The organism is Rhodoferax koreense, assembly GCF_001955695.1.
Taxonomy (GTDB): Bacteria; Pseudomonadota; Gammaproteobacteria; order Burkholderiales; family Burkholderiaceae_C; genus Rhodoferax_B; species Rhodoferax_B koreensis.
The window spans coordinates 710073-736210 of sequence record NZ_CP019236.1; the positions used below are offsets into that span (position 1 = coordinate 710073).

At 61.4% G+C, this 26138-nt stretch carries 25 protein-coding genes and 4 pseudogenes; 24 read left to right on the forward strand and 5 right to left on the reverse strand.

Features of this window, described 5'->3' with window-relative positions:
- Positions 1–99 precede the first annotated feature (99 nt).
- The 4 genes from RD110_RS03400 to RD110_RS03415 all read left to right on the forward strand — a co-directional run bounded on the left by RD110_RS03400 (position 100) and on the right by RD110_RS03415 (position 5008).
- The gene (locus tag RD110_RS03400) at positions 100–1836 is read left to right on the forward strand and encodes a dihydroxy-acid dehydratase (RefSeq protein ID WP_076196698.1); all 1737 of its coding nucleotides are present in this window, start codon (positions 100–102) and stop codon (positions 1834–1836) included.
- Between the two features lie 208 nt (positions 1837–2044).
- Positions 2045–3385, forward strand: a complete 1341-nt coding sequence (locus tag RD110_RS03405) for an MFS transporter (protein ID WP_076196710.1) — start codon at positions 2045–2047, stop codon at positions 3383–3385.
- Between the two features lie 117 nt (positions 3386–3502).
- Positions 3503–4243: a haloacid dehalogenase type II gene (locus RD110_RS03410; RefSeq protein ID WP_076196712.1), complete on the forward strand. Its 741-nt coding sequence runs from the start codon at positions 3503–3505 to the stop codon at positions 4241–4243.
- 87 nt (positions 4244–4330) lie between these two features.
- Positions 4331–5008 carry a Crp/Fnr family transcriptional regulator gene (locus RD110_RS03415; protein ID WP_076196714.1) on the forward strand — a complete coding sequence of 226 codons (678 nt, stop codon included), beginning with the start codon at positions 4331–4333 and terminating at the stop codon, positions 5006–5008.
- Between the two features lie 63 nt (positions 5009–5071).
- Here RD110_RS03415 and RD110_RS28460 read toward each other — a convergent pair whose 3' ends face one another.
- Positions 5072–5218 carry a hypothetical protein gene (locus tag RD110_RS28460; RefSeq protein ID WP_239467159.1) on the reverse strand — a complete coding sequence of 49 codons (147 nt, stop codon included), beginning with the start codon at positions 5216–5218 and terminating at the stop codon, positions 5072–5074.
- Between the two features lie 268 nt (positions 5219–5486).
- Here RD110_RS28460 and RD110_RS03425 point away from each other — a divergent pair.
- From RD110_RS03425 to RD110_RS28465, 3 genes and pseudogenes are all read left to right on the forward strand, one after another.
- A pseudogene (locus RD110_RS03425) lies at positions 5487–5747 on the forward strand (acetaldehyde dehydrogenase (acetylating)); the annotation flags it as partial.
- Positions 5744–6488: pseudogene (gene dmpG / locus RD110_RS03430) on the forward strand (4-hydroxy-2-oxovalerate aldolase); the annotation flags it as partial. The pseudogenes RD110_RS03425 and dmpG, both read left to right, overlap by 4 nt.
- Positions 6486–6791 carry a dihydroxy-acid dehydratase domain-containing protein gene (locus tag RD110_RS28465; RefSeq protein WP_239467247.1) on the forward strand — a complete coding sequence of 102 codons (306 nt, stop codon included), beginning with the start codon at positions 6486–6488 and terminating at the stop codon, positions 6789–6791. The pseudogene dmpG and the gene RD110_RS28465, both read left to right, overlap by 3 nt.
- Before the next feature lie 57 nt (positions 6792–6848).
- Here the strand turns inward: RD110_RS28465 and RD110_RS03435 are convergent, their stop codons facing one another.
- The gene (locus tag RD110_RS03435) at positions 6849–7472 is read right to left on the reverse strand and encodes a TetR/AcrR family transcriptional regulator (RefSeq protein WP_076196716.1); all 624 of its coding nucleotides are present in this window, start codon (positions 7470–7472) and stop codon (positions 6849–6851) included.
- Positions 7473–7604: 132 nt separating this feature from the next.
- On the opposite strand from RD110_RS03435, the gene RD110_RS03440 reads away from it, so the two are divergent.
- The 6 genes and pseudogenes from RD110_RS03440 to RD110_RS03460 all read left to right on the forward strand — a co-directional run bounded on the left by RD110_RS03440 (position 7605) and on the right by RD110_RS03460 (position 13412).
- Positions 7605–8450, forward strand: a complete 846-nt coding sequence (locus RD110_RS03440; RefSeq protein WP_076196718.1) for an alpha/beta fold hydrolase — start codon at positions 7605–7607, stop codon at positions 8448–8450.
- A gap of 102 nt (positions 8451–8552) precedes the next feature.
- Entirely contained in the window at positions 8553–9641 is a 1089-nt protein-coding gene (locus tag RD110_RS03445) for an alkene reductase (protein ID WP_076196720.1), read from the forward strand.
- Between the two features lie 62 nt (positions 9642–9703).
- Positions 9704–10492, forward strand: coding sequence for an SDR family NAD(P)-dependent oxidoreductase (locus RD110_RS03450; RefSeq protein ID WP_076196722.1), 789 nt, complete (start codon positions 9704–9706; stop codon positions 10490–10492).
- A gap of 50 nt (positions 10493–10542) precedes the next feature.
- On the forward strand, positions 10543–11505 hold the full coding sequence (locus tag RD110_RS03455; RefSeq protein ID WP_076196724.1) for an alpha/beta fold hydrolase: 963 nt from the start codon (positions 10543–10545) through the stop codon (positions 11503–11505).
- 38 nt (positions 11506–11543) lie between these two features.
- Positions 11544–11760 (forward strand): annotated as a pseudogene (locus tag RD110_RS28940) (IS3-like element ISAzo10 family transposase); the annotation flags it as partial.
- Positions 11761–12740: 980 nt separating this feature from the next.
- A complete protein-coding gene (locus RD110_RS03460; protein WP_076196726.1) occupies positions 12741–13412 on the forward strand; it encodes a GntR family transcriptional regulator in 672 nt (223 codons plus the stop codon).
- Positions 13413–13529: 117 nt separating this feature from the next.
- Here the strand turns inward: RD110_RS03460 and RD110_RS03465 are convergent, their stop codons facing one another.
- Complete coding sequence (locus RD110_RS03465) at positions 13530–13832, reverse strand: hypothetical protein (RefSeq protein ID WP_162277340.1); 303 nt, start codon at positions 13830–13832, stop codon at positions 13530–13532.
- Between RD110_RS03465 and RD110_RS28230 the strand changes: the two genes are divergently transcribed.
- The 5 genes and pseudogenes from RD110_RS28230 to RD110_RS03485 all read left to right on the forward strand — a co-directional run.
- On the forward strand, positions 13822–13971 hold the full coding sequence (locus tag RD110_RS28230) for a hypothetical protein (protein WP_162277341.1): 150 nt from the start codon (positions 13822–13824) through the stop codon (positions 13969–13971). The two genes, RD110_RS03465 and RD110_RS28230, sit on opposite strands and share 11 nt — an antisense overlap.
- Positions 13972–14015: 44 nt before the next feature.
- On the forward strand, positions 14016–14615 hold the full coding sequence (locus RD110_RS03470; RefSeq protein WP_076196730.1) for a TetR/AcrR family transcriptional regulator: 600 nt from the start codon (positions 14016–14018) through the stop codon (positions 14613–14615).
- A gap of 89 nt (positions 14616–14704) precedes the next feature.
- Entirely contained in the window at positions 14705–15517 is an 813-nt protein-coding gene (locus RD110_RS03475; protein ID WP_076204329.1) for an oxidoreductase, read from the forward strand.
- Positions 15518–15582: 65 nt separating this feature from the next.
- A complete protein-coding gene (locus tag RD110_RS03480) occupies positions 15583–16584 on the forward strand; it encodes an NADP-dependent oxidoreductase (protein ID WP_076196732.1) in 1002 nt (333 codons plus the stop codon).
- A gap of 34 nt (positions 16585–16618) precedes the next feature.
- Positions 16619–17310: pseudogene (locus RD110_RS03485) on the forward strand (SDR family oxidoreductase); the annotation flags it as partial.
- Between the two features lie 130 nt (positions 17311–17440).
- On the opposite strand, the gene ggt reads toward RD110_RS03485, so the two are convergent.
- Positions 17441–19027 (reverse strand): gamma-glutamyltransferase, encoded by a 1587-nt coding sequence (ggt, locus tag RD110_RS03490; RefSeq protein ID WP_076196734.1) that lies wholly within the window; start codon positions 19025–19027, stop codon positions 17441–17443.
- Positions 19028–19035: 8 nt separating this feature from the next.
- Positions 19036–19500, reverse strand: a complete 465-nt coding sequence (locus RD110_RS03495) for an Lrp/AsnC family transcriptional regulator (protein ID WP_076196736.1) — start codon at positions 19498–19500, stop codon at positions 19036–19038.
- A gap of 279 nt (positions 19501–19779) precedes the next feature.
- On the opposite strand from RD110_RS03495, the gene RD110_RS03500 reads away from it, so the two are divergent.
- The 6 genes from RD110_RS03500 to RD110_RS03525 all read left to right on the forward strand — a co-directional run bounded on the left by RD110_RS03500 (position 19780) and on the right by RD110_RS03525 (position 26118).
- Entirely contained in the window at positions 19780–20859 is a 1080-nt protein-coding gene (locus RD110_RS03500; RefSeq protein ID WP_076196738.1) for an amino acid ABC transporter substrate-binding protein, read from the forward strand.
- Between the two features lie 130 nt (positions 20860–20989).
- Positions 20990–22111: an amino acid ABC transporter permease gene (locus tag RD110_RS03505; RefSeq protein WP_083686622.1), complete on the forward strand. Its 1122-nt coding sequence runs from the start codon at positions 20990–20992 to the stop codon at positions 22109–22111.
- 49 nt (positions 22112–22160) lie between these two features.
- A complete protein-coding gene (locus tag RD110_RS03510) occupies positions 22161–23258 on the forward strand; it encodes an amino acid ABC transporter permease (protein ID WP_083686085.1) in 1098 nt (365 codons plus the stop codon).
- Between the two features lie 61 nt (positions 23259–23319).
- Positions 23320–24042 (forward strand): amino acid ABC transporter ATP-binding protein, encoded by a 723-nt coding sequence (locus RD110_RS03515; RefSeq protein ID WP_239467160.1) that lies wholly within the window; start codon positions 23320–23322, stop codon positions 24040–24042.
- A 14-nt stretch (positions 24043–24056) separates the two neighbouring features.
- Positions 24057–24707: a LysE family translocator gene (locus tag RD110_RS03520; RefSeq protein ID WP_076196746.1), complete on the forward strand. Its 651-nt coding sequence runs from the start codon at positions 24057–24059 to the stop codon at positions 24705–24707.
- Between the two features lie 178 nt (positions 24708–24885).
- Positions 24886–26118: a diaminopropionate ammonia-lyase gene (locus RD110_RS03525; protein ID WP_076196748.1), complete on the forward strand. Its 1233-nt coding sequence runs from the start codon at positions 24886–24888 to the stop codon at positions 26116–26118.
- Positions 26119–26138 lie beyond the last annotated feature (20 nt).

The window sequence follows — 26138 nt, forward strand, 5'->3', positions numbered from 1 at the left end:
TAGAGTCAAGTCCAGCAGAGTTGACCCCCTGCCGTGCAGGGAGATTGGGACCACAGCCCTCGTGGCAACGCCTCTGCAGCAACTGAGAACAGGATCGACATGGCTCACGATGAAACACGGGCGTCTGCGGCGTCCAGGCAGACCCGCGACAACAAGGCTTGGCGTTCCAAGGAAATCACGCAAGGCGTGGATCGGGTCGCGCATCGTTGGCAGTTGCGCGCGACCGGTCTTGATGACGTCAGCATCGAGCAGCCATTCATCGGCGTGGCGCACACCTACGGCGAGGTCAGTCCTTGCTCCCAGTCGCTGCTGCCACAGATTCAAGCGGCCAAGCTCGGGGTGGAGGTCGGTGGTGGTACCGCACGCGAGTTCTCGACCATTTCCGTTTCCGACGTGCTGTCGCAGCAGCATGACGGCATGCGGTACAGCCTCATGTCGCGCGAGGTGATTGCCGACTCTGTGGAGCTTGTGATGCGGGCGCAGTGCTACGACGCGCTCGTAGGCATAGGAGCCTGTGACAAGACCATTCCAGGCCTTCTCATGGCGATGGTCCGGCTGAACGTCCCCAGCCTGTTTCTGCATGGCGGTCAGATGCTGGTGGGCTGGCACAAGGGTGAACAGGTCAATCCTCTGCACTTGTTCGAGGGCGTCGGAAAAGTGCACTCCGGCGCAATGAGCGAACAGCAACTGGAGCAGATGGGGAAGGATCTGGTCACCACGGCGGGCGCGTGCCCTGGGCAGTTTTCTTCGGGCACCGCGGGCAGCATTGCCGAAGTCCTAGGGTTCAGTCCACTGGGTTCGAGTGGCATCCCGGCCGCGTTTTCGCAGCGCCAAGCAGTGGCGCGCCAGGCCGGGCAGCAGCTGATGCGCAACGTGCTGGAAGGCAACGGCCCGCTGCCGCGAGATCTGCTGACCCGCAAGGGTCTGGAGAACGCCGTGGCGATCGTCGCGGCGACCGGTGGCTCCACCAACGCCACTTTGCACCTGCCGGCCCTGGCCAACGAGGCGGGAATCGACTTCACGCTGGCGGACATGCAGGAGATTCTGCGGCGCACACCCACGCTGGCCAGCCTGATGCCGGGAGGCCCCTACGTGCCCTATGAACTGCATCGCATTGGTGGGGTGCCGGTGGTGATGAAGGCGCTCTTGGGTGGCGGCTACCTTCACGGCGATGTGCCCACCTTCGATGGCCGCCAACTGAGCGAGGCACTCAGTGAGGCCGCCGCGCCAGATGGGAACATCGTGCGCCCCCACAACGAACCGTTCCGCGCCACCGGTGGACTGGTGGTGCTGCGCGGCAGCCTGGCACCCGATGGCGCGGTGATCAAGATCGCAGGCTTGAATACGTTGGTGCTGGAGGGGCCGGCTCGCGTGTTCGAGAGCGAGGCCAGCGCGGTGGTAGCCATCCGCGCACAAGCCTACCAACAAGGCGACGTCATCGTCATTCGCAACGAAGGTCCGCACGGCGGGCCTGGCATGCGTGAAATGCTCGCGGTGACTTCCGCCATCGTGGGACAAGGGCATGGACAGACCGTGGCTCTGGTAACCGATGGCCGATTCTCGGGAGGAACGCGCGGCCTGTGCGTCGGTCACGTATCGCCCGAGGCGTCTCAGGGCGGGCCTATCGGCCTGGTTCGCAATGGGGACCGCATCCGTGTCGATGCCACGGCGGGGACGCTTGAATGGCTGGTCGACCCGAAAGAGGTCGAACACCGCCGCGCCTCATGGCGCCCCGCGCAGCGAGGTTCTCGCCTGAGCGGTATCGACGAGAAGTATGTGCGCCTGGTGGGGTCTGCGCATCGAGGCGCAGTGACCCATTCGGGAGGAGCCGCGTGAGCATCGAAACGTGCGATCCACACGTTCCGGTTGAAGTGCTCTCCCGGCCTTGAGACGTCGAGGCGTGAGTCAAAGAACGAGTCAGCGAGCCTGCTCGGCCGCGGCAAGGGTCGCGCGGCGCAGTGCATAGGCCTATGGGCCATCTTCCATCTCTTGATCCAGAGACAGCAAATCAAAGTGAAAAAGCCAAAACACACGGAGACTTTCCATGACGACATCCACGCCCAGCCCCGGAAGCATTGCCGCTGACAAACTTGCCGCCCCGATGCGCAAGATCATGTGGCGCATCGTCCCCGTACTCTTTGCCTGCTACATACTGAACTTCCTCGACCGGATCAATGTCGGGTTTGCGCAGCTGCAGATGAAGCAGGATCTCGCATTCTCGGACGCGATCTACGGGCTGGGCGCAGGACTGTTCTTCATTGGCTACTTCTTCTTTGAAGTGCCCAGCAACATGCTGTTGGAGAAGATCGGTGCAAGAAAGACGATCTTGCGCATCATGATGCTGTGGGGACTGGCTTCCGCCGCGACGATGTTCGTGAAGACGCCCACCCATTTCTACGTGGTGCGCTTCCTTCTGGGACTGTTCGAGGCCGGATTCTTTCCGGGCATCATTCTGTACCTCACGTTCTGGGCTCCGGCCGCCTACCGCGCGAGAGTCATAGCGCTCTTCATGTCCGCGCTCGTGGTCACGGGCATGATCGCCGGGCCGGTCTGCGGACTGATCCTTCAGAACCTGGACGGGTTCTGGGGACTGCGCGGCTGGCAATGGATGTTCGTCATCGAAGGGCTGCCGAGCTGCATCTTGGGGCTGATGGTCTACCTCCATCTCGACGACAAGCCGGAAGACGCCAAGTGGCTGACTCCCGCAGAAAAGCGTGTAGTGCTCAAAGCACTGGAAGCCGAACGCCCGGACGTGCGAAGCGAGCAAGGCACGCGTCCCAGCCTGCGCAGCGCGTTCACACAACCGATGGTGTACCTGTTCTCCTTCGTGTACTTCTCCATCCTGGCAGGTGGCTACATCATCGCATTCTGGCTGCCTACGACGATACGTGAACTGGGCGTGAGCAACTTCGTGCAGATTGGCCTATATTCAGCCATTCCCTATGTCGCTGCAGGTGTCGCCATGATCGCTTTGTCAAGAAGTTCGGACTTCTTCTCGGAACGTCGTTGGCATGTGGCAACTCCTGCAGCGTTGGGCGGCCTCGCACTGATGGCGCTTCCTCAGGCATCCCATAGCCTCGGCATGTCATTGGCACTGCTGGCCGTCGCCACGGCTGGCCTGTACTCCTCGCTATCCCCGTTTTGGACATTTGCGACCATCTCACTGTCGCGCGCAGAAGCAGCGGCGGGCATCGCGATGATCGCTAGCCTGGGCAATCTGGCAGGATTCGTCAGCCCATTCATCATCGGCAAACTGCGGGCTGAAACAGGGAGCATGACCTACGGCATCTATTTCTTGGCCGCGGTTGTTCTCACCGGCGCCATGGCTCTTCTGGTCGGAACGCGAGCCACCCATCGAAGACAAATGGCTGGTCAGGCTGCATGATCAGTCGAGCTACGTCGCAAGACCTGGCATCGACAACCGACGGTGGGCCAAACCCATTTCTATCTCCGGCATGGTGTGGCGCTGGCCTATCAATAACACGGATCAAGGAGAAACTACATGAAGCTGCCAAAAGCATTGGCGTTCGATGTCTTCGGCACAGTGGTCGATTGGCATCAGAGCATTGCTCGCGAAGCCCGCTCGTTCGTTGCGAACCACTTACCAGGCGTCAGCGCTGAACGGTTTGCATTGGAGTGGCGGATGCTCTACCAACCCGCGATGCAGCGCTGCCGCAGTGGAGATAGGCCGTTCGTGCCGCTGGATGAGCTTCACCATGAAATGTTGCTGGAGCTGCTTGAGCAATACAACTTGCCCGCGAGCCGATTTGAGCCGTCAACGCTCCATGGTCTTTCCAGCGCATGGCGTCGGCTTGATCCGTGGCCCGACGTTCCACTTGGCTTGAGTCAACTGCGAACTCACCTTCCCGTGGTCACGCTGTCGAATGCCAATGTGTCACTCATGGTGGCGATGAACCGCTTTAATGGGTTGCAGTGGGATGCCATCCTCGGCGCAGAACTCGCCAAGGCTTATAAGCCCGAGCCGACGGCATACCTCGCCACCGCCGCTGCACTCAGACTCCCGCCCCAGGAGCTGTGCCTGGTGGCCTGCCACCATAGCGACCTGGCGGCGGCAAGGGCTTGTGGTTTGCAGACGGCGTATGTAGATCGTCCGCTGGAGTACGGCGGCGCGCCCGCTCCCGATGCGTCTTCCCAGCAAGCATGGGATTGGCAGGCGGAGAGCCTAATCGATTTGGCTGACCAATTCGAACGTGCCGCCGCGAGAATTCACGATGGTGGATAGTATGCATATCGTTCTCAGTTTCTCCGATGCCCCCAGAGGTGCCGAGCTGAGTTCTGGCCCCGGGAGTCCTTCGGAGGCTGGGTAGCTATGCGTCTTGCGAAATTCGATTTGCTGCAGTGGTTGACGCCTGACGTGCAAGAGGAGTTTCTTGCCCGCATGTACCGTCGCCACTATGCCGCTGGCCAACCGGTGTATGTGCAGGATGCCCCCGGCAACGAGATGTTCCGTCTCATTTCAGGGACCGTGAAAATATCGGTTCTGAGGGGAGATGGCCGGCACATTACTTATCGCCTCTTTGAATCCGGCGATTGCTTTGGGCAGACGAGCCTGGTGGATGGTGAACCTCGACCGCAGTCGACAGAAGCCAGTAATGCTGTCGAGGTGGACGTGCTGTCGAAGATGGATTTCCGATGGCTCTGCGACCGCTATCGGGTATTCGACCGGGCTATTTCGCGCCTGATGGCTGCACAGTTGCGGGCGATGGCGCAAAACTACGAAGGCGCCAGTTTGGACAGCCTTCCGGTACGGGTGGCGAGGCAGCTCTTGCTTTCCAGAACCATGCAACTGCGCACCGCAGAGCAAGACGATTCGGATGAGTCGCAAATACAGATGTCGCAGTCAGACCTGGCGGCGATGGTTGGCGCTTCGCGACAATCGGTGAATCGGGTTCTCCAGCAGCTGCGCGAGAAACACGTCATCGAAATCAGCTATGGCCGCATTGATCTGACCGATCTACGAGCGCTGAGTTCGATCACAACCCAGTAAGGGAAGCGACCACCCCAGCTCGCGGTAGCAGACATCGCGGAGGCATCCTCGCGAATGTCAACGTCACGATTTTGTGGAGCTGCGGCTCATGGCCAGCAACGCCGGCTCCGACTCGATGACGACACGGCCATAGGGCAGAGATATCGCCCCTGTGGCGGCGAGAGCCTTCAGTTCGAGAGCGAGGGTCTGGCGCGTCAGGCCCAGCATCATGGAGATGCATCTCCTGGGTCACGGGAACCACTCGCCGCGTGCGAGGCGCCATCGGTGCGTCGCCGTGCGTGAGCTTGAGCAGGCGCCGGGCGATGCGCACGCGGGTTGTATGTAGCGCCGCGTCTTCGACGAAACTGTACAGCGTGCGGGTGCGCGCCGATTGCAGCACTGCCATTGCACGGGCAAAGCGCGCATCGTTCATGAGGCGCTCGAATAAATCGCGGGGGGATATGGAGCAACTGCGCGCTCCGCAGTACGACGATGTCGTGAGACGGTGCACGCCATGATCGACAAGGTCGAGAAGTATGTGCTGGGCTATCGCCTCGTGAATGGCCCGGTCTTTGACGACACACCCAGGGGCCACCGCGTCGCGGTGTACATGCAAGTGGAAGGCTTGGGTGACTACCTGCCCAAGTACGCCGGCAATCTGGACATCATGACTGCGGCGGCGAGCTGAACGGCCGAAGTCTTCGCGGGCGAGATGCTCGCGGGAACCATGCAGCGCACGCTAAAGGAGATTGCAGCATGAATGCCTCCGACGTGAGCGGCAAGAAAATCGTCCTGCATGACATGTGCCTGCGCGATGGCATGCACGCCAAGCGCGAGCAGATCAGCCTGGAGCAGATGGTCAAGGTGGCAACGGCGCTCGATGATGCGGGCGTGCCGTACATCCAGTTCACCCATGGTGCCGGACTGGGTGGCAACTCCCTGCAGCATGGCTTTGCCCCCATAGCAACGACGAGTACATCAGTGCCGTGTGCGCGCAGGTGAAGCAGGCCAAGGTTTCGGTGCTGCTTTGCCCCGGGAGGGAACCATGGCCGAGCTTCGGTCGGCTTACGACTGCGGCGCGCGCAGCGTGCAAGTCGCCACCCATTGCACGGAGGCGGATACCTCGTCGCAGCACATTGCGTATGCTCGCAAGCTGGGAATGGACACGACGGGGTTCCTCATGATGGCGCACCTCAACAGTCCGGAGAATCTGGCCGCGCAAGGAAAGCTCATGGAGAGCTATGGAGCGCAGACGGTCTACATCACGGACTCCGCAGGCTATCTGCTTCCCGAGGACGTCGGCGCGGCCGTGTCGGCGCTGCGCGACGTGCTCGATCCCGCGACTGAGATCGGCTTCCATGGGCAGCACAACCTGGGGATGGGCATCGCGAACTCCGTCGCCGCCGTGCGCGCGGGCGCGACGCGCATCGACGGATCGGTTGCCGGCCTGGGCGCGGGCAACACCCCTCTGGAGGTCTTCGCCGCCGTGTGCGAACGCATGAGCGGAACGGCCTACGGCACCGTGGTACTGCATTCGCGCCCCGAGGCTGCTGCCGGCGGCCCTCTCGCGGCCGTTCGTGATGGGGACCTCATCGAGCTGAACGTGCCGCAGCGCCTGCTGCGCCTGCATGTCAGCGCCGAAGAGCTGGCCGCACGTCTCGCCAAGTGTAAGGCGCCCACAGCGCCGCTGGAGAGCGGCTACTGGCGCCTGCATGTCGACCACGTCTCGCAAGCAGATGAAGGCTGCGACCTGGACTTCCTCGTTGGTCCACGAGGCGCATTCGTCCCGAGAAACAATCACTGAACACTGCGGATGGGCGCTCGCATGCCGGCGACCGCCCCTCCGCTCAAGGCCCGGAAATCAACTCGCGCTGCGCTCTCGCGCTGATGCGCGGGTTTTCGCAGACGGGCTCCCAGGCAGGTCCACCGACGCGAGGATCGAATCGCGGCACACCGTCAGGATCTCGTCGGCCAGCGGCGAATCGTCCGGGCAGGCGCGCGACAGGACGATAGCGCCCACCACGTGGGTCAGGATGCCGAGCGACCGGGCTCGCGCCTGTTCCGGATCTGCACCATCCAATGCAGTGCCCGCGCGGCTCAGCTCAGCCAGCAGGCTCTCGATGCCAGCCACGAACGTCGACCGGACCGCTTCGGGCTGACGGGCGGCGTCCCCGCCCAGCGCAGCCATCGTGCAACCGCTGGCGCGGGCGTCGCGATGCTCGCGCGAGACGTAGGCGCGCACGAAATCCGGGGTGTCCACTCCCGCGGTCAGCGCCGCTGTCTGCGCGATGCCGCACGCTGCGGATTCCGCCATCAGATCGGCCTTGGAGCCGAAGTGCTTGTAGAAGCCGCCGTGGGTGAAGCCCGCAGCGGCCATCAGGTCGGCAACGCCCACGCCGTCGTAGCCACGCTCGCGGAAGAGCGCCGACGCTGTTTCGACGATGTGCGCCCGGTTCGCCTGCGCTTGTGCCTTGGTGACCTTCATATCGGAGTTGAGTTGATTTTTCGCTGTGCGAGGAGGCCTCACTATACATTGATGTCGTTCATCATCAAACCTCTTGACAAGTTAGATTATGATCATCATCATTGGTGTCTCTCACTTGAAAGGACCCTGATCATGAGCAACACGCACCTGACCGCACCCACCCAGTTCGTCGAGGTCGATGGCGACAAGTTCGCCTACCGCCGCTGGGGCAACGCCTCGAGTTCGCAGTCGCCGCTGTTCTTCGTGCAGCACTTCCGCGGTGGCATGGATCACTGGGACCCGCTGCTGACCGATGGTCTCGCCACTGGCCGCGAGGTCATCCTCTTCAACGGCCGTGGCATTGCCTCGTCGAGCGGCACTCCGCGCAACCGCATCGAGGACATGGCCGACGATATTGCGCTGGTAATCCAGGCGCTGGGTCTGTCGCAGGTGGACCTGCTGGGCTTCTCGCTCGGTGGCTTCCAGGTGCAGGAGGTGACGCTGCGCCATCCGCAGCTCGTGCGCAAGTTGCTGCTGCTGGGCACCGGGCTGCGCGGCGGCGATCCGAACATGGAGCCCAAGGTGCTCGAAGTCGCGCCCCGACCGGTGCCCACGGTGGAGGACTTCCTCTACCTGTTCTTCGGACGCTCCGAAGCCGCCAAGCAGGCTGGGCAGGCCTTCTGGGATCGCCGCCACCAGCGTGTCGACCAGGACCCGCCCAGCTCCGCAGCGGTGGCCCAGGCGCAGGCCGAAGCACATGGCGCCTACCTGCCGCCGCTGGCTGGCGAGAACCCCTACGCCTACCTGAATGGCATCCAGCAGCCCACGCTGGTGCTCAACGGGGTCAAGGACGTGATGATCCCCACGATCAACTCCTGGCACCTGGCGCAGAACATCCCCAACGCCCAGCTGCTGGTCTACCCGGACGCCGGCCACGGCGCGCAGTTCCAGTACCCCGAACGCTTCCTCAAGCACGCCATCCAGTTCCTGGCGGAGTGACGGTGCGCACGAGTAACTGCGCCACCAGCCATTGACTTCACTCGGCGGCCGCATGCCGCGCATCGGCCGCGTGTCCATCCATTCAAGAGAACGATTACCAACATGAGCAAGATAGCGCTCTTCGAGCCGTACAAGCTGGGACCTCTGACCCTCGCCAATCGCATCGTCATGGCGCCGCTGACCCGCAACCGCGCCGGCGCCGGCCTGGTGCCCAGCGAACTGGCCGCGATCTACTACGCACAGCGCGCTTCGGCCGGCCTGATCATCACCGAGGCCACCCAGGTGTCGGCCCAGGCCCAGGGCTATCAGGACACCCCTGGCCTGTACACGCCCGAGCAGATCGCCGGCTGGCGCCAGGTCACGGACGCGGTGCACGCCCAGGGCGGGCGCATCTTCGTGCAGCTCTGGCATGTGGGCCGCGTGTCGCACGTCGATGTGCAGCCGGGCGGTGCCGCGCCGGTCGCGCCCTCGGCCATCCGCGCGGCGACCAAGACCTTCGTCAACAACGGCTTTGCTGACGTATCCGAACCCCGCGCCCTCGAATTGAGCGAGCTGTCGGGCATCGTGAACGACTTCCGCCAGGCCGCTGCCAACGCCATCGCCGCCGGCTTCGACGGCGTGGAGGTCCACGGCGCCAATGGCTACCTGCTGGAGCAGTTCATCAAGGACGGGGCCAACCATCGCACCGACGCCTACGGCGGCTCGGTCGAGAACCGCGCCCGCCTGCTGCTGGAGGTCGTCGCCGCGGTGGCGAAGGAGATCGGTGCCGATCGCACCGGCGTGCGCATCTCCCCCGTATCGCCGGCCAACGGCATCTCCAGCAGCGACCCGCAGCCGCAGTACGGCTACATCGTCGAACAGCTCGGCACGCTGGACATCGTCTACCTGCACGTGGTCGAAGGTGCGACGGGCGGCCCGCGCGACGTGGCCCCATTTAACTTCGCCGCGCTGCGCAGCAGCTTCAAGCAGACCTACCTCGCCAACAACGGCTACGACCTGGAATTCGCTGCCGCTCAGCTCGAATCGGGCAAGGCGGACCTGTTTGCCTTCGGTCGGCCGTTCATCAGCAACCCCGATCTTGTCGAACGATTGAAGAGCGGCGCGCCGCTGGCACAGCTCAACCCGTCCACGCTCTACGGCGGAGGCGCCGCGGGCTACACCGACTACCCCACGCTGGCCGGGGCCAGGTAAGCAAACAGGCGCCGGGCCCAACGCTGCGGCCCGGTGCCCTCTGATCTGCGGAGAACGTCCATATGACCACCCAATCCACCGCCCTCATTACCGGCGCTTCGACCGGCATCGGCGCCACCTACGCCGAGCGCTTCGCGCAGCGAGGGCACGACCTCGTGCTGGTCGCGCGCGACAAGGCACGCCTGGACGCGCTTGCGCAGCGCCTGCGCGACGAACGCCAGGTTGCAGTGGACGTGCTGCAGGCCGACCTGACGAATCAGGCCGACCTGGCTACCGTCGAAGCCCGCCTGCGTGACGACGCCCGTATCGACATCCTGATCAACAACGCCGGCATGGCCCAGTCGGGCGGCTTCGAGCAGCAGACGGCAGAGAGCATCGACCGTCTGATCGCGCTCAACATCACGTCGCTCACGCGGCTCGCGGCAGCAGCCGCGCCGCGCTTTGCGCAGGCAGGCGCTGGCTCGATCGTCAACCTCGGCTCCGTGGTCGGCTTCGCGCCCGAATTCGGCATGTCGATCTACGGTGCCACCAAGGCGTTCGTGCTGTTCCTGTCGCAGGGGCTGAGCTTGGAACTGGTTCCCAAGGGGGTCTACGTGCAAGCCGTGTTGCCAGCGGCCACCCGCACCGAAATCTGGGAGCGCGCCGGGATCGACGTCAACACGCTGACCGAGGTAATGGACGTCGACGAACTGGTCGATGCGGCACTGGTCGGTTTCGACCGCCGCGAACTGATCACGATCCCGCCGCTGCACGTGGCCGAGCGCTGGACTGCGTTGGACGGCGCGCGTCAGGGACTTTTGGCGGACATCCGGCAGGCGCACGCTGCCGACCGCTATCGACAGCAAGCCTGATTGCCCCCTCAGTTCTTCATCACCCCATCACTCTTTCCACCGGAGACACCATGCTTTACCTGTCCCGAGTCGGCCTGTGCCTGCTCGCTCTCTCTGCCACGCTGCTGTCGGCCTGCGCCACGGCCGACAAGCCGCCTGTGGCCGCAGCCACATCTGCCAAGGTCGCCACGACGCAGGGCCTCACATGGAACAGCGTGCCAACGCAGGCCCTCTCTGCGGGCGGCGTTGACTTCGCGTACCGCGAGCTGGGCCAGAAGAACGCCGGCACGCCGGTGATCTTGCTCACCCATCTGGCCGCCGTTCTGGACAACTGGGACCCCCGTGTGGTGGATGGCATCGCCGCTAAGCACTACGTGGTCGCGTTCGACAACCGCGGCATCGGCGCCTCCACCGGCTCGCCGGCTAACACCATCGAACAAATGGCGGACGACGCCATCACCTTCATCAAGGCCAAAGGCTTCAAGCAGGTGGACCTCTTCGGCTTCTCGATGGGCGGAATGATCGCCCAGGAGATCGTGCTGAAAGAGCCGCAGCTCGTGCGCAAGCTGATCCTGACGGGCACCGGCCCCGCGGGCGGTCCAGGCATCAGCACCGTGGCGGGCGTGGCGAACTACGACCTGCTGCGCGCGACCTTCACCGGCCAAGACCCGAAGCAGTACCTCTTCTTCACCCGCACGCCGAATGGGATCGAGGCCGGCAAGACTTTCCTGAAGCGCCTGCAGGAGCGCACCGTGAACCGCGACAAGGACATCGCCGCGGGGGCGTATCTGGCGCAGTTGCAGGCGCTCAGCGCATGGGGGCAGAAGCGGCCTGCTGACCTTTCGGTGATCAAGCAGCCGGCCCTCGTGGCCAATGGCGACGACGACCGGATGGTGCCGACCAGCAATACCTACGACCTAGCCAAACGCCTGCCCAACAGCGAGCTGATCGTCTACCCCGATGCAGGTCACGGAGGCATCTTCCAGTACCACGAGGACTTCGTGCCCAAGGCACTGGCCTTCCTGGCCAAGTGATGCGTGACCTGGCTGCTAACGTGAGGCCTGCATCTCAAAGCGGCATTCGCTACGTCACGCCTGCACAGCGCCATGCTGGCCTTGATGCGGTGATCGCACGCGCTCTACACCCAGGCGCGCGAGCGCCATCCGGCGCACTGGGCGCGCAGCACGCGCAACTGAACACCAGCGGGCGCGGTGACACTGAATCCGGAGCGTGACAGCGTGGTCGCGGCCGACGTGGACCGCTTACGTAAACAGCGCTTGGCTGCATGACTCAGGCGACAACTATCTTGACACGGGCAGGAGTCGCGAAGCCTGAGCTTCAAGCACAGGGGGCAACTGTGGGAGCAGTGGACTGCGCGGGGCCTGGCGGCAACCACCGCGGCCAACCCGCAGCTGCTCTCGCTGATTGCCCAACGCTAGGCGGGTCACCCGAGAAGTGGCGCAGGCTTTCGCCCAAAATGGCAACCAAGTCGCCCTTTCCGTCGAATTGCTCGGGATTAGCGGCACCAAATGATGGCCACGCCGTCTCCGGCGCTTTGGAAACCAAGGCGTGAGTAAGCCGATGGGCACTCGAAAACCCTAAACCCGCTCTCGCCCCCCGCTCTCGCCCGGGTAGAAACGATAGTTCAGCCCGATGCAAATTCGCCACACCTTCTGAAAGGTGACGGCGACAGCCGTTTGAACTCGAAGCGCACATGACCCGAGGCAAACAGTTCGCGTGCCGAGCTACCCAAGCCGTGGAAGCGACTGGGTCCGAGGCGGCTCGGAAAGCCTGAACTGTCCTCCTGTGAGAAACGCGAATCTTCGGCTCCCATTGAGGCGCCTGGTCCATACTGCGCGCCACTCCGAAGCTCGAAAAGTTCCACCTTGTCGCACTTCTCTGCCATTTGTACGACATTGTGATATAATGTCGACAAACGCATAGAATATCCTATATTCCTTGAAAAGAGTGAGGAGATGCAGGGTCTTGGTGGTGAGCCTTTTGCGCGCTCACCCGCTCCCGGGATCTGACTTTGGCAGCCGGGCGCCTATGTCGGCTGGCCGCACATGATCATCCTGAAGCTGGCTTGGAGTGCGGATGCCATAAGGAACGACATCGATGACGGCCACAGCCCCTTCCTGAGCACCATCTGAGGCCCTCTCGCGAGGGCGCCTCGCGAGACGACCAGTCGTCCAGAATGACGTGAGCTTTCTCCTGTGGGTCAGCATCGGTACGGCAGCACAATTTCTAATTCAGCGCAGACAAAGATATGGGTATCTCACCAAGCAACAGCAGCATCACTCATTCGATTTATCAGGTCTTGCGCGCCGATTTGCTTAAAGGTCGGTACGCACCCGACGTTAAGTTGAAGATCGCCGATCTTGGTGATGCGCTCTCCGTGAGCTCTGGGGTCATCCGAGAGGCCTTGTCGCGGCTATCCGCGGAGGGGCTAGTTGTCGCGGAGCCGCAGCGGGGCTTCCGCGTCGCGCCCGTATCTGCTAGCGAGTTCATTGATCTCGCAGGTGCGCGAGTCGAACTGGAAGGGATTTGTCTGCGAAAGGCGATCGAATTGGGCAATGTAGAGTGGGAGAGCAGAATCATGTCTGCGCTTCACCGCCTTAAGCGTTTGTCGATTCTCGGGCCAGCCGAGGCAGAAGATGTACTGGCGGTCACTGACGCGCATTCTGAATTTCATCGCGCGCTTATCGATGCTTGCGGCAGCGACTGGCTACTTCGGGCCCGCGACCTTCTTTTCACACACAGTGAGAGATATCGATGGCTATCGTTGCTGCATGCGAACCGTGAGCGTGATCTCAACAGTGAGCATGAAGAGTTAGCGAAAGCGGTTGTTGAACGGAGGCCGCAGCTCGCGTGCGAGCTACTAGGCACCCACCTCAATCGAACAGTAGACTATCTGCTCGGTACAGACTTTCTCAGATAGCGTACCAAGCACCCCGAAAGTTTGGGTTGCGCGTTTCCGTTGGCCACCCCGATTCGCAGCGGTGCGTGGAAGCGGGCATGCTCGAAGAACGCTTGCGGGCAGATGGAGCGATGGAGTTCAGAAAAGCAAAGCTGTCTGTGTCCTGCACAACGAGACTTCCACCGAATGCCCAGCCGCGCGGCGACGGTCCAGGGCGTGGTCGCCTGTCGCCGTCACGATTCGCAGGCCCGCCGCATGCAGCACAGCCAACGCTGCGGGCGTGCCGGCCTTGACCGGATCAGACAGCCAGCCGGCGCTCGTCAGCGTGCCCGTCTTGCTCACGATGAGCATGTCGACGCGGCGCAGGTTGTCGATGGCGGCGGCGTCGCGGAACGACGCGCCCTGCGTCGCGCCACGTCCCGTCGCCACCATGATCGACATCGACATCGCCAGTCGACATCGCATTGATGTTTCCGGAAATGAAGCACAACTCTCGGGTGAGCCTTTGGTATTCGATCATGTCCTGACGTTAATTCGGCTTCCGTATTCGCTCGTCTCATTGCGATGCGTTGCCGCCTAACGGCATCGCCAAGAACGTCACAGCGCATGTTTCGCGAATCATGTATGATCATCGTCATGCGAAAGACGAACCACAACGTCAGAACTGCGGCTAAGGAAGCCTCGCACGAGCGCATCGTTTCCGCAGCTGCGCGGGCGATCCGTCGTAGCGGCTACGACGGCACCGGAGTCGCCGACATCATGAAGGAGGCCGGCCTGACCCATGGCGCCTTCTATGCTCATTTCACGTCGCGCGAAGCTATGCTCACCGAAGCAGCGAGTCGGGCGTGCGCTGAGTCAGCTGCCGTAGCGGCGGAGGTTGTCGCCAGCGTGCCTTCCGAGCAGGCTTTGCCATCCATGCTTCGCGTCTATCTCTCGCGCGAGCACCTGGAACAAGTTGAAATGGGGTGTCCCCTGGCCGCACTGGGCTCGGAGACGCCTCGCCAGGCACCCGAAGTACGCCGGGTGACCACCCGGCACGTCAAGGAAATGATCGATCTTGTCGCCCGTCAGTCGCCTGACTGGGGGCAGCCCGGTGCCCACGAACGGGCACTCGTGACCGTCGCCACTATGGTGGGCACATTGCTGCTGGCCCGTGCGGTCGACGAGCCTGCACTGTCGGACAGTCTGTGCGCGGCCGCATTGAAGCATCTACCCCCCACCTGAGCCAACTGAAACATGCAGCCTAGCTGCTCGCCAGAACATATGATGAACATCATTTCAATAGCACAATACGCGGTTCAAGGAGAAACATGATGAACATGGCAAACAAGGTTGCGCTCATTACAGGGGCCTCTTCAGGCATCGGTGAAGCGACTGCGCAGCGGCTTGCGAAGGCTGGCTACAAGGTTTACGGCACCAGCAGACGTGGAGATCAGGCGGGTCGACGATCGTTCGAGATGCTGCCCCTTGATGTGACCAAGAACGAGTCGGTCGAAGCTGCGGTCCAGAAGGTGATGCAGTTGGAAGGCCGCATCGACCTTCTCGTCAACAACGCAGGCTTCGGGGTCGCAGCAGCCGGCGCTGAAGAAAGTTCGATCGAGCAGGCTCAGTCGATCTTTGATACCAACTTTTTCGGGCTGGTGCGGATGACCCGGGCCGTTGTGCCGCATATGCGCAGCCAAAAGGGTGGGCGCATCATCAATATCGGCTCCGTGCTGGGTTTCCTGCCCATGCCTTACATGGCGCTGTACTCCGCCACCAAGCATGCGGTCGCGGGCTATTCGGAATCGCTCGACCATGAACTGCGCAAGCAGGGCATTCGCGTCTCGGTGGTCGAGCCTGCCTACATCAATACGCCTTTCGACGCGAACCTAATTCAACCCGATGCGCCCCTCGACGTGTATCGAGAGATTCGCGAGGGAGTGGCGAAACGCGTCAAGGAGGCGCTAGTGGGCGCGGACGGGCCCGATGTGGTCGCCGAAATCGTGTTGAAGGCGGCAACGGTGGCGCATCCAAAGATCCACTACACCCCGGGCCTTGCTAGCCGCATGCGGCTGCTGCGTAGATTTGCGCCCGCCAGGGTGTTAGATGCAGGGGTTCGAAAAGACCTTCGACTCGAAGCTTAGGCGGCTATCCGCGTGACCGTCTTGGACCCTCCGCAAACCTCGGCGCAAAAATACCAAGGAAAGACATGCAAGCTTTTGTTCTCGGTCGATATGGGAAAAAGCTCGCATGGCCCTTGGCAGACGTGCCGACACCGGAACTGCGCGACGACGAAGTCCTGGTGCAGGTCCACGCCGCTGGCGTAAACCTGCTGGACTCCAAAATCAGGGACGGAGAGTTCAAGCTCATACTGCCCTACCGTCTGCCTCTGATCCTCGGTCACGATGTGGCGGGGGTGGTGGTCAAAGTCGGCCCACGCGTGCGCCAGTTTAAGCTGGGTGATGAGGTCTATGCGCGGGCGGACGACTTCCGCATCGGTACGTTCGCCGAATTCGTCCCCGTCAAGGAAGCCTCGCTGGCGCTCAAGCCCAAGGGCCTCACGATGGAAGAAGCCGCCTCCATTCCTCTGGTGGCTTTGACGGCTTGGCAGGCACTGATCGAGAAGGCGCGCCTGAAGAAGGGGCAGAAGGTCTTCATCCAGGCTGGCTCCGGCGGCGTGGGCACCTTTGCCATTCAGCTGGCCAAGCATCTGGGCGCCACCGTGGCCACGACGACGAGCACGACCAATGTCGCGCTCGTGAAGAGTCTGGGCGCAGACGTCGTCATCGACTACAAGACGCAGGACTTCGAGGATCTCTTGCGGGACTACGACGTGGTCCTGAACAGCCAGGACAACAAGACGCTCGAAAAATCCCTTCGCGTGCTCAAGCGCGGCGGAAAGCTCATCTCCATCTCCGGACCGCCCGATCCCGAATTCGGCAAGGACATCGGGGCACCCGGCTTCGTGAAGCTGGTCATGCGGCTACTGAGCTCGGGAATCAGGCGGAGGGCAAAGAGCCGTGGCGTTGGCTTCTCGTTCCTCTTCATGAAGCCGAACGGGAGCCAGCTGCGCGAGATCACCCGTCTCTTCGATGCTGGCGTCATCCGCCCCGTGATGGATCGGGTCTTCCCGTTCGAGTCGACCAACGAGGCCCTGGCCTATGTCGAAGCAGGTCGCGCAAAGGGCAAGGTCGTTATCAAGATCAAATGAGCCTAGTTCTCCACCCCAGCTTTTTGGAACTCCCATCAAGATTGCAAACGCTATTGCCCTCGTCACGGGTCAACCGCGGTGTCGGCCTGGCCTTCGCGCGCGAGATGCTCGCCCGCGGTGCCCCAAAGGTCTACGCCGGCGCACGCGACCCTGCGACCATCACCCAATCCGGTGTGGAGGCCCTGCACCTGGACGTCAACAAGCCGGAAGACGTGGCGGCCGCCGCAGCGCTGGCGTGCGTCCGATGTGACGCTGGTGATCAACAACGCCGGCATTGCCCAGCCGGGAAGCTTTCTCGCAGCCGATAGCGAAGACTTCGCACGGAGCATCTTCGAGACCAATTACTTCGCCGTGCGCATGAGCAATGCCTTCGCGCCAATTCTCAAGACCAACGGTGGCGGCGCGCTGCTCAACGTCCTGTCGGTCGCCTCGTGGGTGAACGACGGCGAGCTGGCGGCCTATTCGGCAAGCAAGTTCGCAGCCTGGTCGCTCACCAATGCCCTGCGCAATGAACTGGCGGCGCAGAAGGCGCAAGTGCTGGGGCTGCACATGGCGTACGTCGACACCGACTTCACGCGCGGGTTCGATGTCCCGAAGTCCAGTCCCGAGGAAATCTTCAGGCGCGTGCTCGACGGAATCAAATCGGGCGTCGATGAGGTGCAGGCCGATGAACTCACCCAGCAGGTCAAGCACGGGATTAAGGCGGCAGGGCCCAGCTACCTTCCGCCGGTGCCGAGATGGGTCTGCGCATTGCGGGCGTCAAGCTCGCTGGCAACAGCGTGCAGGCAGCGATGGACTACTTCTCTTCCAACCGTAGCGGAATTCAGCGCTGACCGCCATGCCCGCAACGGCTTCATCAGAAGCCGATCGCGAGCCCGTCCCGTCGACCGTCAGAGCCACCCATATAGACACCCGATCCCTGATCGACCCAGATTGCATGGCAGGTACCGAGCGGGCTCGGCGCTGCCACCGGCTCGTGGCCTCGCTTGCGAAGGCCTGACCACACCGCGTCAGGAACCGTCCGCTCGAGCTCCAACACATCGCCTCTGGCGAACATCCGCGCATGATCGATAGCTTGCTGCACAGACATGCCGTAGTCGACGATATTCGAGAGTACTTGGAGCTGGCCCGCCGGCTGGAAGTGGCCACCAGTAACTCCAAAGCTCATGACGGTGTCTGCATCCTTGGTGACCAACGCGGGAATGATGGTGTGCATGGGCCGCTTGCGTCCCTGCAACTCGTTGGGATGACCTTCCTCAAGTACGAAGCCTGATCCTCGGTTGTGCATCAGGACTCCTGTGCCAGGTGCCACGATCCCACTGCCAAAATCGTCGTATATCGAATTGATGAATGAGACGAGCGTGCCGTCCGAGTCGGCGACTGACACGTAGACGGTGTCCTTGTGTTCGGGCAACGCAACAGGCGTCCATCCATCGGACTTCGTGTCTAGATCGATCCCTCGGGTCAAGCGTTCAATCGTGTCGTCGGAAAGCAGTTCATTCACATCTACTGCGTTGAACCGCGGGTCGCATAGGAAAGCGTTACGTTGTGCATAGGCGATGCGCGATAGCTCTGCCTGAAGATGAAACCTTTCTGCACTGAGAGGCCCCATTGCACTGAGATCAAACGCCTCGAGCATCGCCGCAATCTGCAGCGCCACGACCCCTTGCCCGTTGGGCGGGCACTCCCACAATCGATAGCCACGGTAGCTCGCCGAAATCGGCGTCACATACTCCGGCTTGAATTCAGCGAAATCGTCGAGGCTCAGCAGGCTTCCCTTCTTTCGCAACGAGGTCACGATGTTCTCGGCAACCCAGCCTTCGTAGAACGAGTCGGCGCCGGACTTGGCGATGGCGCGCAGCGTCTTGCCCAACTGAGGATTGCTTCTGCGTTCGCCTAAGGCAGGCGCTCTGCCTGCGGGAAAGAACAGGGCTTTCGCTTCTGCCGTCGCCATCATTTTTGCCGCCTGTCGCGCCCAATCGTGCGCAAGGCGTTCCGTGACCAGATAACCCAATTCGGCGGCACCGATCGCGGGCTCGAGCAGTTCTTGCAGCGAACGCGTCCCGTAGTCTTCGACCAATCGATTCCACGCGCGTACCGCACCTGGAACGGTCAGGGCATGGACGCTATCGACCGGGATGGAGGCCATTCCGCGCCCGCGCAATTCTTCCGCGCTCGCCGCCTTGGCAGCCCAACCCGATCCGTTGAGCGCGACCGGCGCCTGGCCACGTTTTCTAAGCATGACGAAGCAGTCGCCGCCGATTCCGGTCTGGGTCGGTTCGACGACTGCCAGCATTGCCGCAGCAGCGACTGCTGCATCGATGGCATTCCCACCGGACCGCAGGACGTCCAGTCCAGCCAATGCTGCCTGCGGGTTGGAGGTCGCCACCATTCCCCTGCTGCCGACCGCGACAGACCGGCTTGGGGCTTCAAAATCTCGCATCGAAATTCCTAAATCGTTAACGGCACGTTGAGGGATACCTTGATCCGCTGCATGGCAACGTAAGTCTTGAACGTCTTGATGTTTCCTGCCGAGAAAAACAGCTCGCGCGTGAGCTTTTCGTATTCGGACATGTCCTTGACGTTGATCACGAGCATGAAGTCGAAATCACCAGTCACGTAGTAGACCTGCTGCACCTGCACACAGTTCGCGAAACTCTTCTTGACTTGATCGAGCAGATCCAGCCGCTCGCTCTCCAGCTTCACCTCGACCAGGATGGTGATGGGGCGACCCACCGCCGTTGGATCGACGACGGCTACCGTCGTCATGATGACGCCGGCCGCTTCAAGCGCAGCAATTCGCCGGTTCACTGCCGACGGCGACAGGTTCACCTCTTCCGAGAGCTGGCGTTGGGAAATCTTGCTGTCCGCCTGCAGGAGGCTGAGGAGCTTGATGTCGTAGTTGTCTAAAAGCATGGTTGTTATGCGTCAGCGCTAGCTAAATTCTGGGCCGCAAGGAGCGGTTTTTTGACGCGTATGTGCGCTGGCAACCGAAACATTGTTGCACCAGGGGCTCAAAACGAGGAAAAGCGCCCAATTTTGTGCGTGCCACGCGCCCTATCAGGGGAAACCCTCGGCTGAATGTTTCACGAACGCAATAACGGCGCGCTTTCGCTATCCAGATTCAACCATTCGTGCGAGGGGTCACTTTTACGATTTCCTATACCACTCCACCTACCTGAAGGAACAAACTCCATGTCCACGAACGGTCATCGCCCCCGCAACATCTTCAACGCAGTTGCCTGCGCGGCAACGCTTGTGGCCAGTGTTGCCATCGCACAACCGCGGCCGGCCTCGGCGCCTGTGGCCGTAGCGGCGCCATCGGTGGCTTCGCCTACGCTCAACGCCATCAAGGCACGTGGCCAGCTCATTTGCGGCGTCGGCGGTGATCGCCCCGGCTTCGGCTTCCCCGACGCACGCGGCGTGATGCGCGGCTTCGATGCAGACGTGTGTCGATCCATCGCGGCGGCGATCTTCGGCAATCCGGACAAGGTTCGCTTCGTCTCTTTGACCAGCCTGACGCGCTTCCCGTCGCTTCAGTCCGGCGAAGTCGACATCGTGGCTCGCTTCACCACCTGGACGCTGACCCGCGAAGCGCAGCTTGGCTTGGAAGTGCCGGCAATCCACTTCTATGACGGTCAGGGCTTTCTTGTAAAGAAAAAGGACGGCATCAAGAGCGCGCATGATCTCGGCGGCGCCTCAGTGTGTTTCCAGCCCGGCTCCACCGGCGAAGTGAATGCCGCCGACTTTTTCCGCGCAAACAAGCTCGAGATGAAGCCGGTCGTCATCGAGAAGATGGAGCAAATGCGCGACGCCATCGTGAGCGGCCGTTGCGACGCCTATACAAACGACACCGCGCAACTTGCTTCTTTCAAGGCATCCATCGGTAGCGCTGGTAACGACTACCAGGTCCTGCCCGAAATCATCTCCAAGGAGCCGCTGGGAGCTTTCATCCGCAAGGGTGACCAGCGCTTCTTTGACATCGTTCGCTGGACCCACGCGGCCATGCTGAACGCCGAAGAATTCGGCATGACAGCCGCCAACATTGACAAGTTCAGGAACAACTCGAATCCGGCTATCCAGCGCTTCATGGGTGAGACAGGCGACCTCGGCGCCGCGCTCGGCCTCGACGCGCAATGGGCAGTGAACGTCGTGAAAGGCGTTGGCAACTATGCTGAGATCTACGAGCGCAGCATCGCGCCCCTGGGCCTGCCGCGCGGCCTGAATCGTCTACTGAAGGACGGCGGCATCCAGTACGCCGCTCCGATGCGCTAGTCACGCTGATGTCGCCGGCTCAAATCGAGCCGGCGAATCCCTTTTCCCTAGTCAATGTTTAAGCCCGCCATCTGGTCGGGATGGCGAAACTCCAATGTCCTCAAACAGATTGTCCCGCTCCAAGGTCCCCATGCGTCGGGTCGTATGGCAAGTGCTCGCTGCGCTGATCGTGATCGGCGTTTTCAGCTGGCTGATCGGTAATGCACAGGCGAATCTCGGCGCACGTAATGTTGCCTCGGGATTCGGCTTTCTGCAACGCGAAGCAGGGCTTCCCATTGCGGAGCACCTGATCCCTTACACCCCAGCAGATAGCTATTTGCGTGCGCTGGTCGTGGGCATGCTCAACACGCTCTGGGTTGCGTTTTGGGGCATCGTGCTCGCCACAATCCTGGGCACCGTAATCGGAGTTGCCCGCCTATCGAAGAACTGGCTGCTCGCAAAGCTGATGTCGGCTTACGTCGAGTTCTTCCGCGATCTGCCCCTGCTGTTGCAACTGTTCCTCTGGTACGCCCTTCTTCAGGGTCTGCCGCCGGTTCGCCAAGCGATCCACCCCATCGCGGGCGTCTACCTGTCCAACCGCGGCTTGAGCTTCCCGGTTCTCGACTGGCAAACGGCCCACAGCTGGACGCTCCTCGCTTTCATCCTTGGTTTGATTGCCACTGTGATCTCCGCAAAGCGAGCCACTCGCAAGTCACTGGACGATGGGCGCCAGCGCGCCACTTGGCCGACCGCGGTCCTGCTCATGGCGGTCATGCCCGCCACGGTCGTGATTACGCTGGGCGCTCCGTTCGCCTTGGACATGCCTAGCCCACAGAGTTTCAACATCCGTGGCGGCGTCACCGTCTCGCCAGAATTCTTTGCGCTGTTGTTTGGTCTGGTGATCTACAACGCGGCATTCATTGCCGAAATTGTTCGTTCCGGCATCCAGTCGGTTAGTCATGGACAGATAGAAGCATCCCGCGCCCTTGGCTTGAAATCATCAAACACGTTGAAATGGATCGTGTTCCCGCAGGCACTCCGAGTGATCGTTCCGCCGCTAACGAGCCAGTACCTCAACCTGGCCAAGCAATCCTCCCTGGCCGTTGCCATTGGCTATCAGGACATCGTCTCCATTGCCACCACGGCGATGAACCAGAACGGTCAAGCGGTGGAACTTGTGGCAATCATCATGGGCGTCTACCTCACGATCAGTCTCTCGATCAGCGCGCTGATGAACCACTACAACGCCCGTATTGCACTAGTGGAGCGCTAACGTGACCATCCTATCCGTGAAACACTCTGTCCATTCCAGCACCACCGTCATGCGTACACCCCCGGTGCAGGAACGCAGCGGCCCGATTGCGTGGCTGCGCCAAAACCTCTTCTATTCGTGGATATCGACGCTGACGACGATCGTCCTTCTGGTTGTGCTGGCGAAGTTCTCTGCATTCGTTTTCCAGTGGGGAGTCGTCAACGCGATCTGGAGTGTCCCAACAGGTCCCCAGGGGCCTAACAGCGACGCCTGCAAGGCCGTTCAAGGCAGCGGCGCATGCTGGGCCGTCATCACGGACAAGTATCGCTTCATGCTCTTCGGCATGTACCCCTTCGAGGAACAGTGGAGAGCCTTGATCGTCGTCTTGCTGTTCATTGGTCTCTACGTCGTGTCCGGAATGAAGCGCTTTTGGCGACCCGCCTTGGCCGGTGTGTGGACACTGGCGCTTGTGGCCATTGGCTTACTCATGTGGGGCGGAGTTTTCGGCCTGCAGTTCGTGCCGCAGACGCAATGGGGCGGCTTGGCATTGACTCTGATTCTGGCGACGGTTGGCGTTGCAGTGGCTTTCCCGCTGGCGATTCTGGTGGCTCTGGGACGCCGTTCGAAGCTGCCGTTTATCCGATGGATCTGCGTCGCATATGTCGAGATGATTCGCGGCGTTCCACTGATCACGCTGCTGTTCATGGCGAGTGTGATGTTCCCGCTCCTGATGCCAGAAGGCGTCAACCTGGACAAGCTCTTGCGCGCTCAGGTTGCCATCATTCTCTTTTTTGGCGCCTATCTCGCCGAGGTCATCCGCGGCGGCTTGCAGGCGCTGCCGAAGGGACAGTACGAAGCGGCGCATGCGTTGGGTCTCTCCTACTGGTCGACGAACCGCAAGATCATCCTCCCACAAGCGTTGCAGCTCGTCATTCCGCCGCTCGTCAACAACTTCATTGGCTTCTTCAAGGACACGTCGCTGGTGCTCGTCATCGGTCTCTATGACCTGCTCGCGGCCTCGCGCGCTGCGATCGGAGAGCCCGCTTGGCAGGGCTTTGCGGTCGAAACGTACATATTCGTAGGCTTCATCTACTTCGCGTTCTGCTTTGCCATGTCCAAGTACAGCCAGAAGCTTGAAGTCCACCTCAATCAGCATAGAAAGCGCTAAACCTATGACTATCGCAACGACAGTAGCACCGGCCGCTCGCCAACAAGGCGTCGCAGTCTCGATGCAGAAGATCAACAAATGGTACGGCGCGATGCACGTGCTGCGCGACGTCAACCTTGAAGTGGCGACTGGCGAACGCGTCGTGGTTTGCGGTCCGTCCGGTTCGGGGAAATCGACCCTTATCCGGTGCATCAACCAGCTTGAAGAGCATCACGAAGGCCAGATCGTCGTGGACGGCATCAGCCTCGACAGCGACGCAAAGAACCTTGATGCCGTTCGCTGCGAAGTAGGGATGGTCTTCCAGAGCTTCAACCTCTTCCCGCACTTGACGGTGCTGGAGAACTGTACTTTAGCGCCCATGCTGGTCCGGCATGTGCCCCGCCGGGAAGCTGAATCGCTGGCAAGGTCATACCTGGAGCGCGTGCGGATTCCAGACCAGGCCAGCAAGTATCCGGGGCAACTCTCCGGTGGCCAACAGCAGCGTGTTGCGATCGCACGAGCCTTGTGCATGAAACCGAAGATCATGCTTTTCGACGAGCCGACCTCCGCGCTCGATCCCGAGATGGTTAAGGAAGTACTCGACACGATGGTTTCCCTCGCGAAGGACGGCATGACGATGATCTGCGTAACGCACGAAATGGGCTTCGCTCGCGAAGTAGCAGACCGCGTAGTCTTCATGGACCGCGGCGAGATCGTCGAGTCCGGAAGTCCTGACGAAATGTTCAGCACCCCGAAGTCGGACCGCCTGCGGACTTTCCTCGGTCAAGTCCTGCGCAATCAATAATCGATCACGCTGCGATGCCAGACGCTTATCACCTCCTCCTATTCGTGCTGGCCGGCTGGCTGCTGAACGTCACCCCAGGGCCTGACGTCCTGTACATCGTCACGAACTCGCTACGAGGCGGCTGGAAGTCTGGCGTTGTCGCTGGTCTTGGCATCACAGCTGGCTGCTTTGTGCACATCTTTGCTGCTGCGTTGGGAATGGGCGCACTTCTGGCGGACTCTGAGACTGCCTTCACTGTCTTGAAATGGATCGGCGCTGCGTACCTGTTGTGGATCGGCGGGAAGATCTTGCTTGCGCGTGCAGCACCGGCGACAACAGACCTTCAAGCGGCTGCTCTATCGCGGCCTCTTCCCAGTTCAAAAGAGATTTTTCTCGGCGGCTTCTGGACCAACGTCCTCAATCCGAAGGTCGTGCTGTTCTTCCTGGCTTTCCTGCCCCAGTTCATCAGCCCGGAAACGACAGGAAAGACCAGTGTGTTTCTTGCTCTTGGTGTACTTTTCAATGTGAACAGCATCCCGGTCAACGCGGGCTGGGCGATCGCGGCTGCGTGGATGGCCAGAAGACCTGTCGTTCAACGCGGAATGCACTGGCTCGACAAGCTTGCTGGCTCGATGTTCATCGTCTTTGGGGTCAGGCTTGCACTGGTCGATCGACCCGGCGCCTAGCTACCTCAAGGAAAAAAGCGTGCTCCACGTGAGACCTGAGCGTTGCGATCGTGCGAACACAACGTGCAGCCACAGTGGTCCTGCACATCGCACAGATGTTGTGTTTTCCAACCTCAAATTGCGCCAAGCAACACAGCTTCAAATCTTAGGATTGCAGCATCACACACGGAACAACCAAATGCTCATTACCAACACGCGTGCTACGCGCGAAACGTATCCCAATGATCTGCGTTCAATCATGTCTGTCGCCAAGGCTGAGCAAAGCAGGAAGTGGCTCTCGACATGGGGCGGCATCTATCCAGGGTCAACACCGCTCTACGCGCTGGACGGACTCGCTACTGCACTGGGCGTGGGACAGATTCTCGTGAAGGATGAATCGGTTCGTTCCGAACTTGGCAGCTTCAAGGCACTCGGTGCGCCGATCGCATTGGTTAGGTTAATTCTCCGCCTGTGGCCAAACGACGGCCTGGATCCGCAGGCGCTACTTTCCGGCGCCTACAAGACAAAATTCAGCGACTTCACGGTGATCAGTGCGACGGATGGGAATCACGGCAAAGGCTTGGCTGCGGCAGCGCAGAGTGCAGGTTGCCGCTGCGTGATCGTGCTGCATGCCAACGTCAGCGCCGAGCGGGAAGCGGCTATCGCGGCCTATGGCGCAAATATCGTTCGCATCCAGGGCAATTACGACGAGTCGGTGGAGGAGGCCGCGCGCCTGGCTCGTGAGAATGCCTGGCATGTCGTCTCGGATACGTCATATGACGGCTATGAAGAGATCCCGCGTGATGTGATGCAGGGATACGGCACCATCGCAGCCGAAATCGTTGAAGGGTCGGCACGGTCGAAATCGCCCGTGACCCATGTCTTTCTGCAAGGTGGTGTGGGCGGACTCGCCGCCGGCATCGTCAGCTATTTCTGGGAAACCTACGGCACCCGCCGTCCGACGGCAATCATCGTTGAACCCGAGCAGGCGGACTGTCTTTTCCAGAGCGCCCTCAGCGGTGTTGCAGCAAAGGCCACCGGTTCCGTGGACTCCGTGATGGCGGGCCTGGCTTGCGGTGAAACCTCGCCACTGGCCTGGCGCTTCCTGGTATCAAGTGTTGACTACTTCATGACCGTGAAGGATGAGGATGCGGTTCAGGCCATGCAGGTGCTGGCCAAGGGCAATGAAAGTGACCTCCCCATCGTTTCCGGGGAATCTGGCGCCGCTGGTCTGGCCGGCCTGATCCAGCTGATGCGCGATCCCAAGCTCGCACGGCAAGCTGGACTGGACCACTCGTCCACGGTGCTGCTGATTAGCACAGAAGGTGCAACCGCACCGGCGGTTTATGAGCAACTGGTGGGCGAATCCGGCTTGGGCGTGCTGGCGCGGCAAAAAGAGTTTCTCGATCGCAGAGCGAGCCATTACGCGTAACCGGTTTCAACATAAAAGTA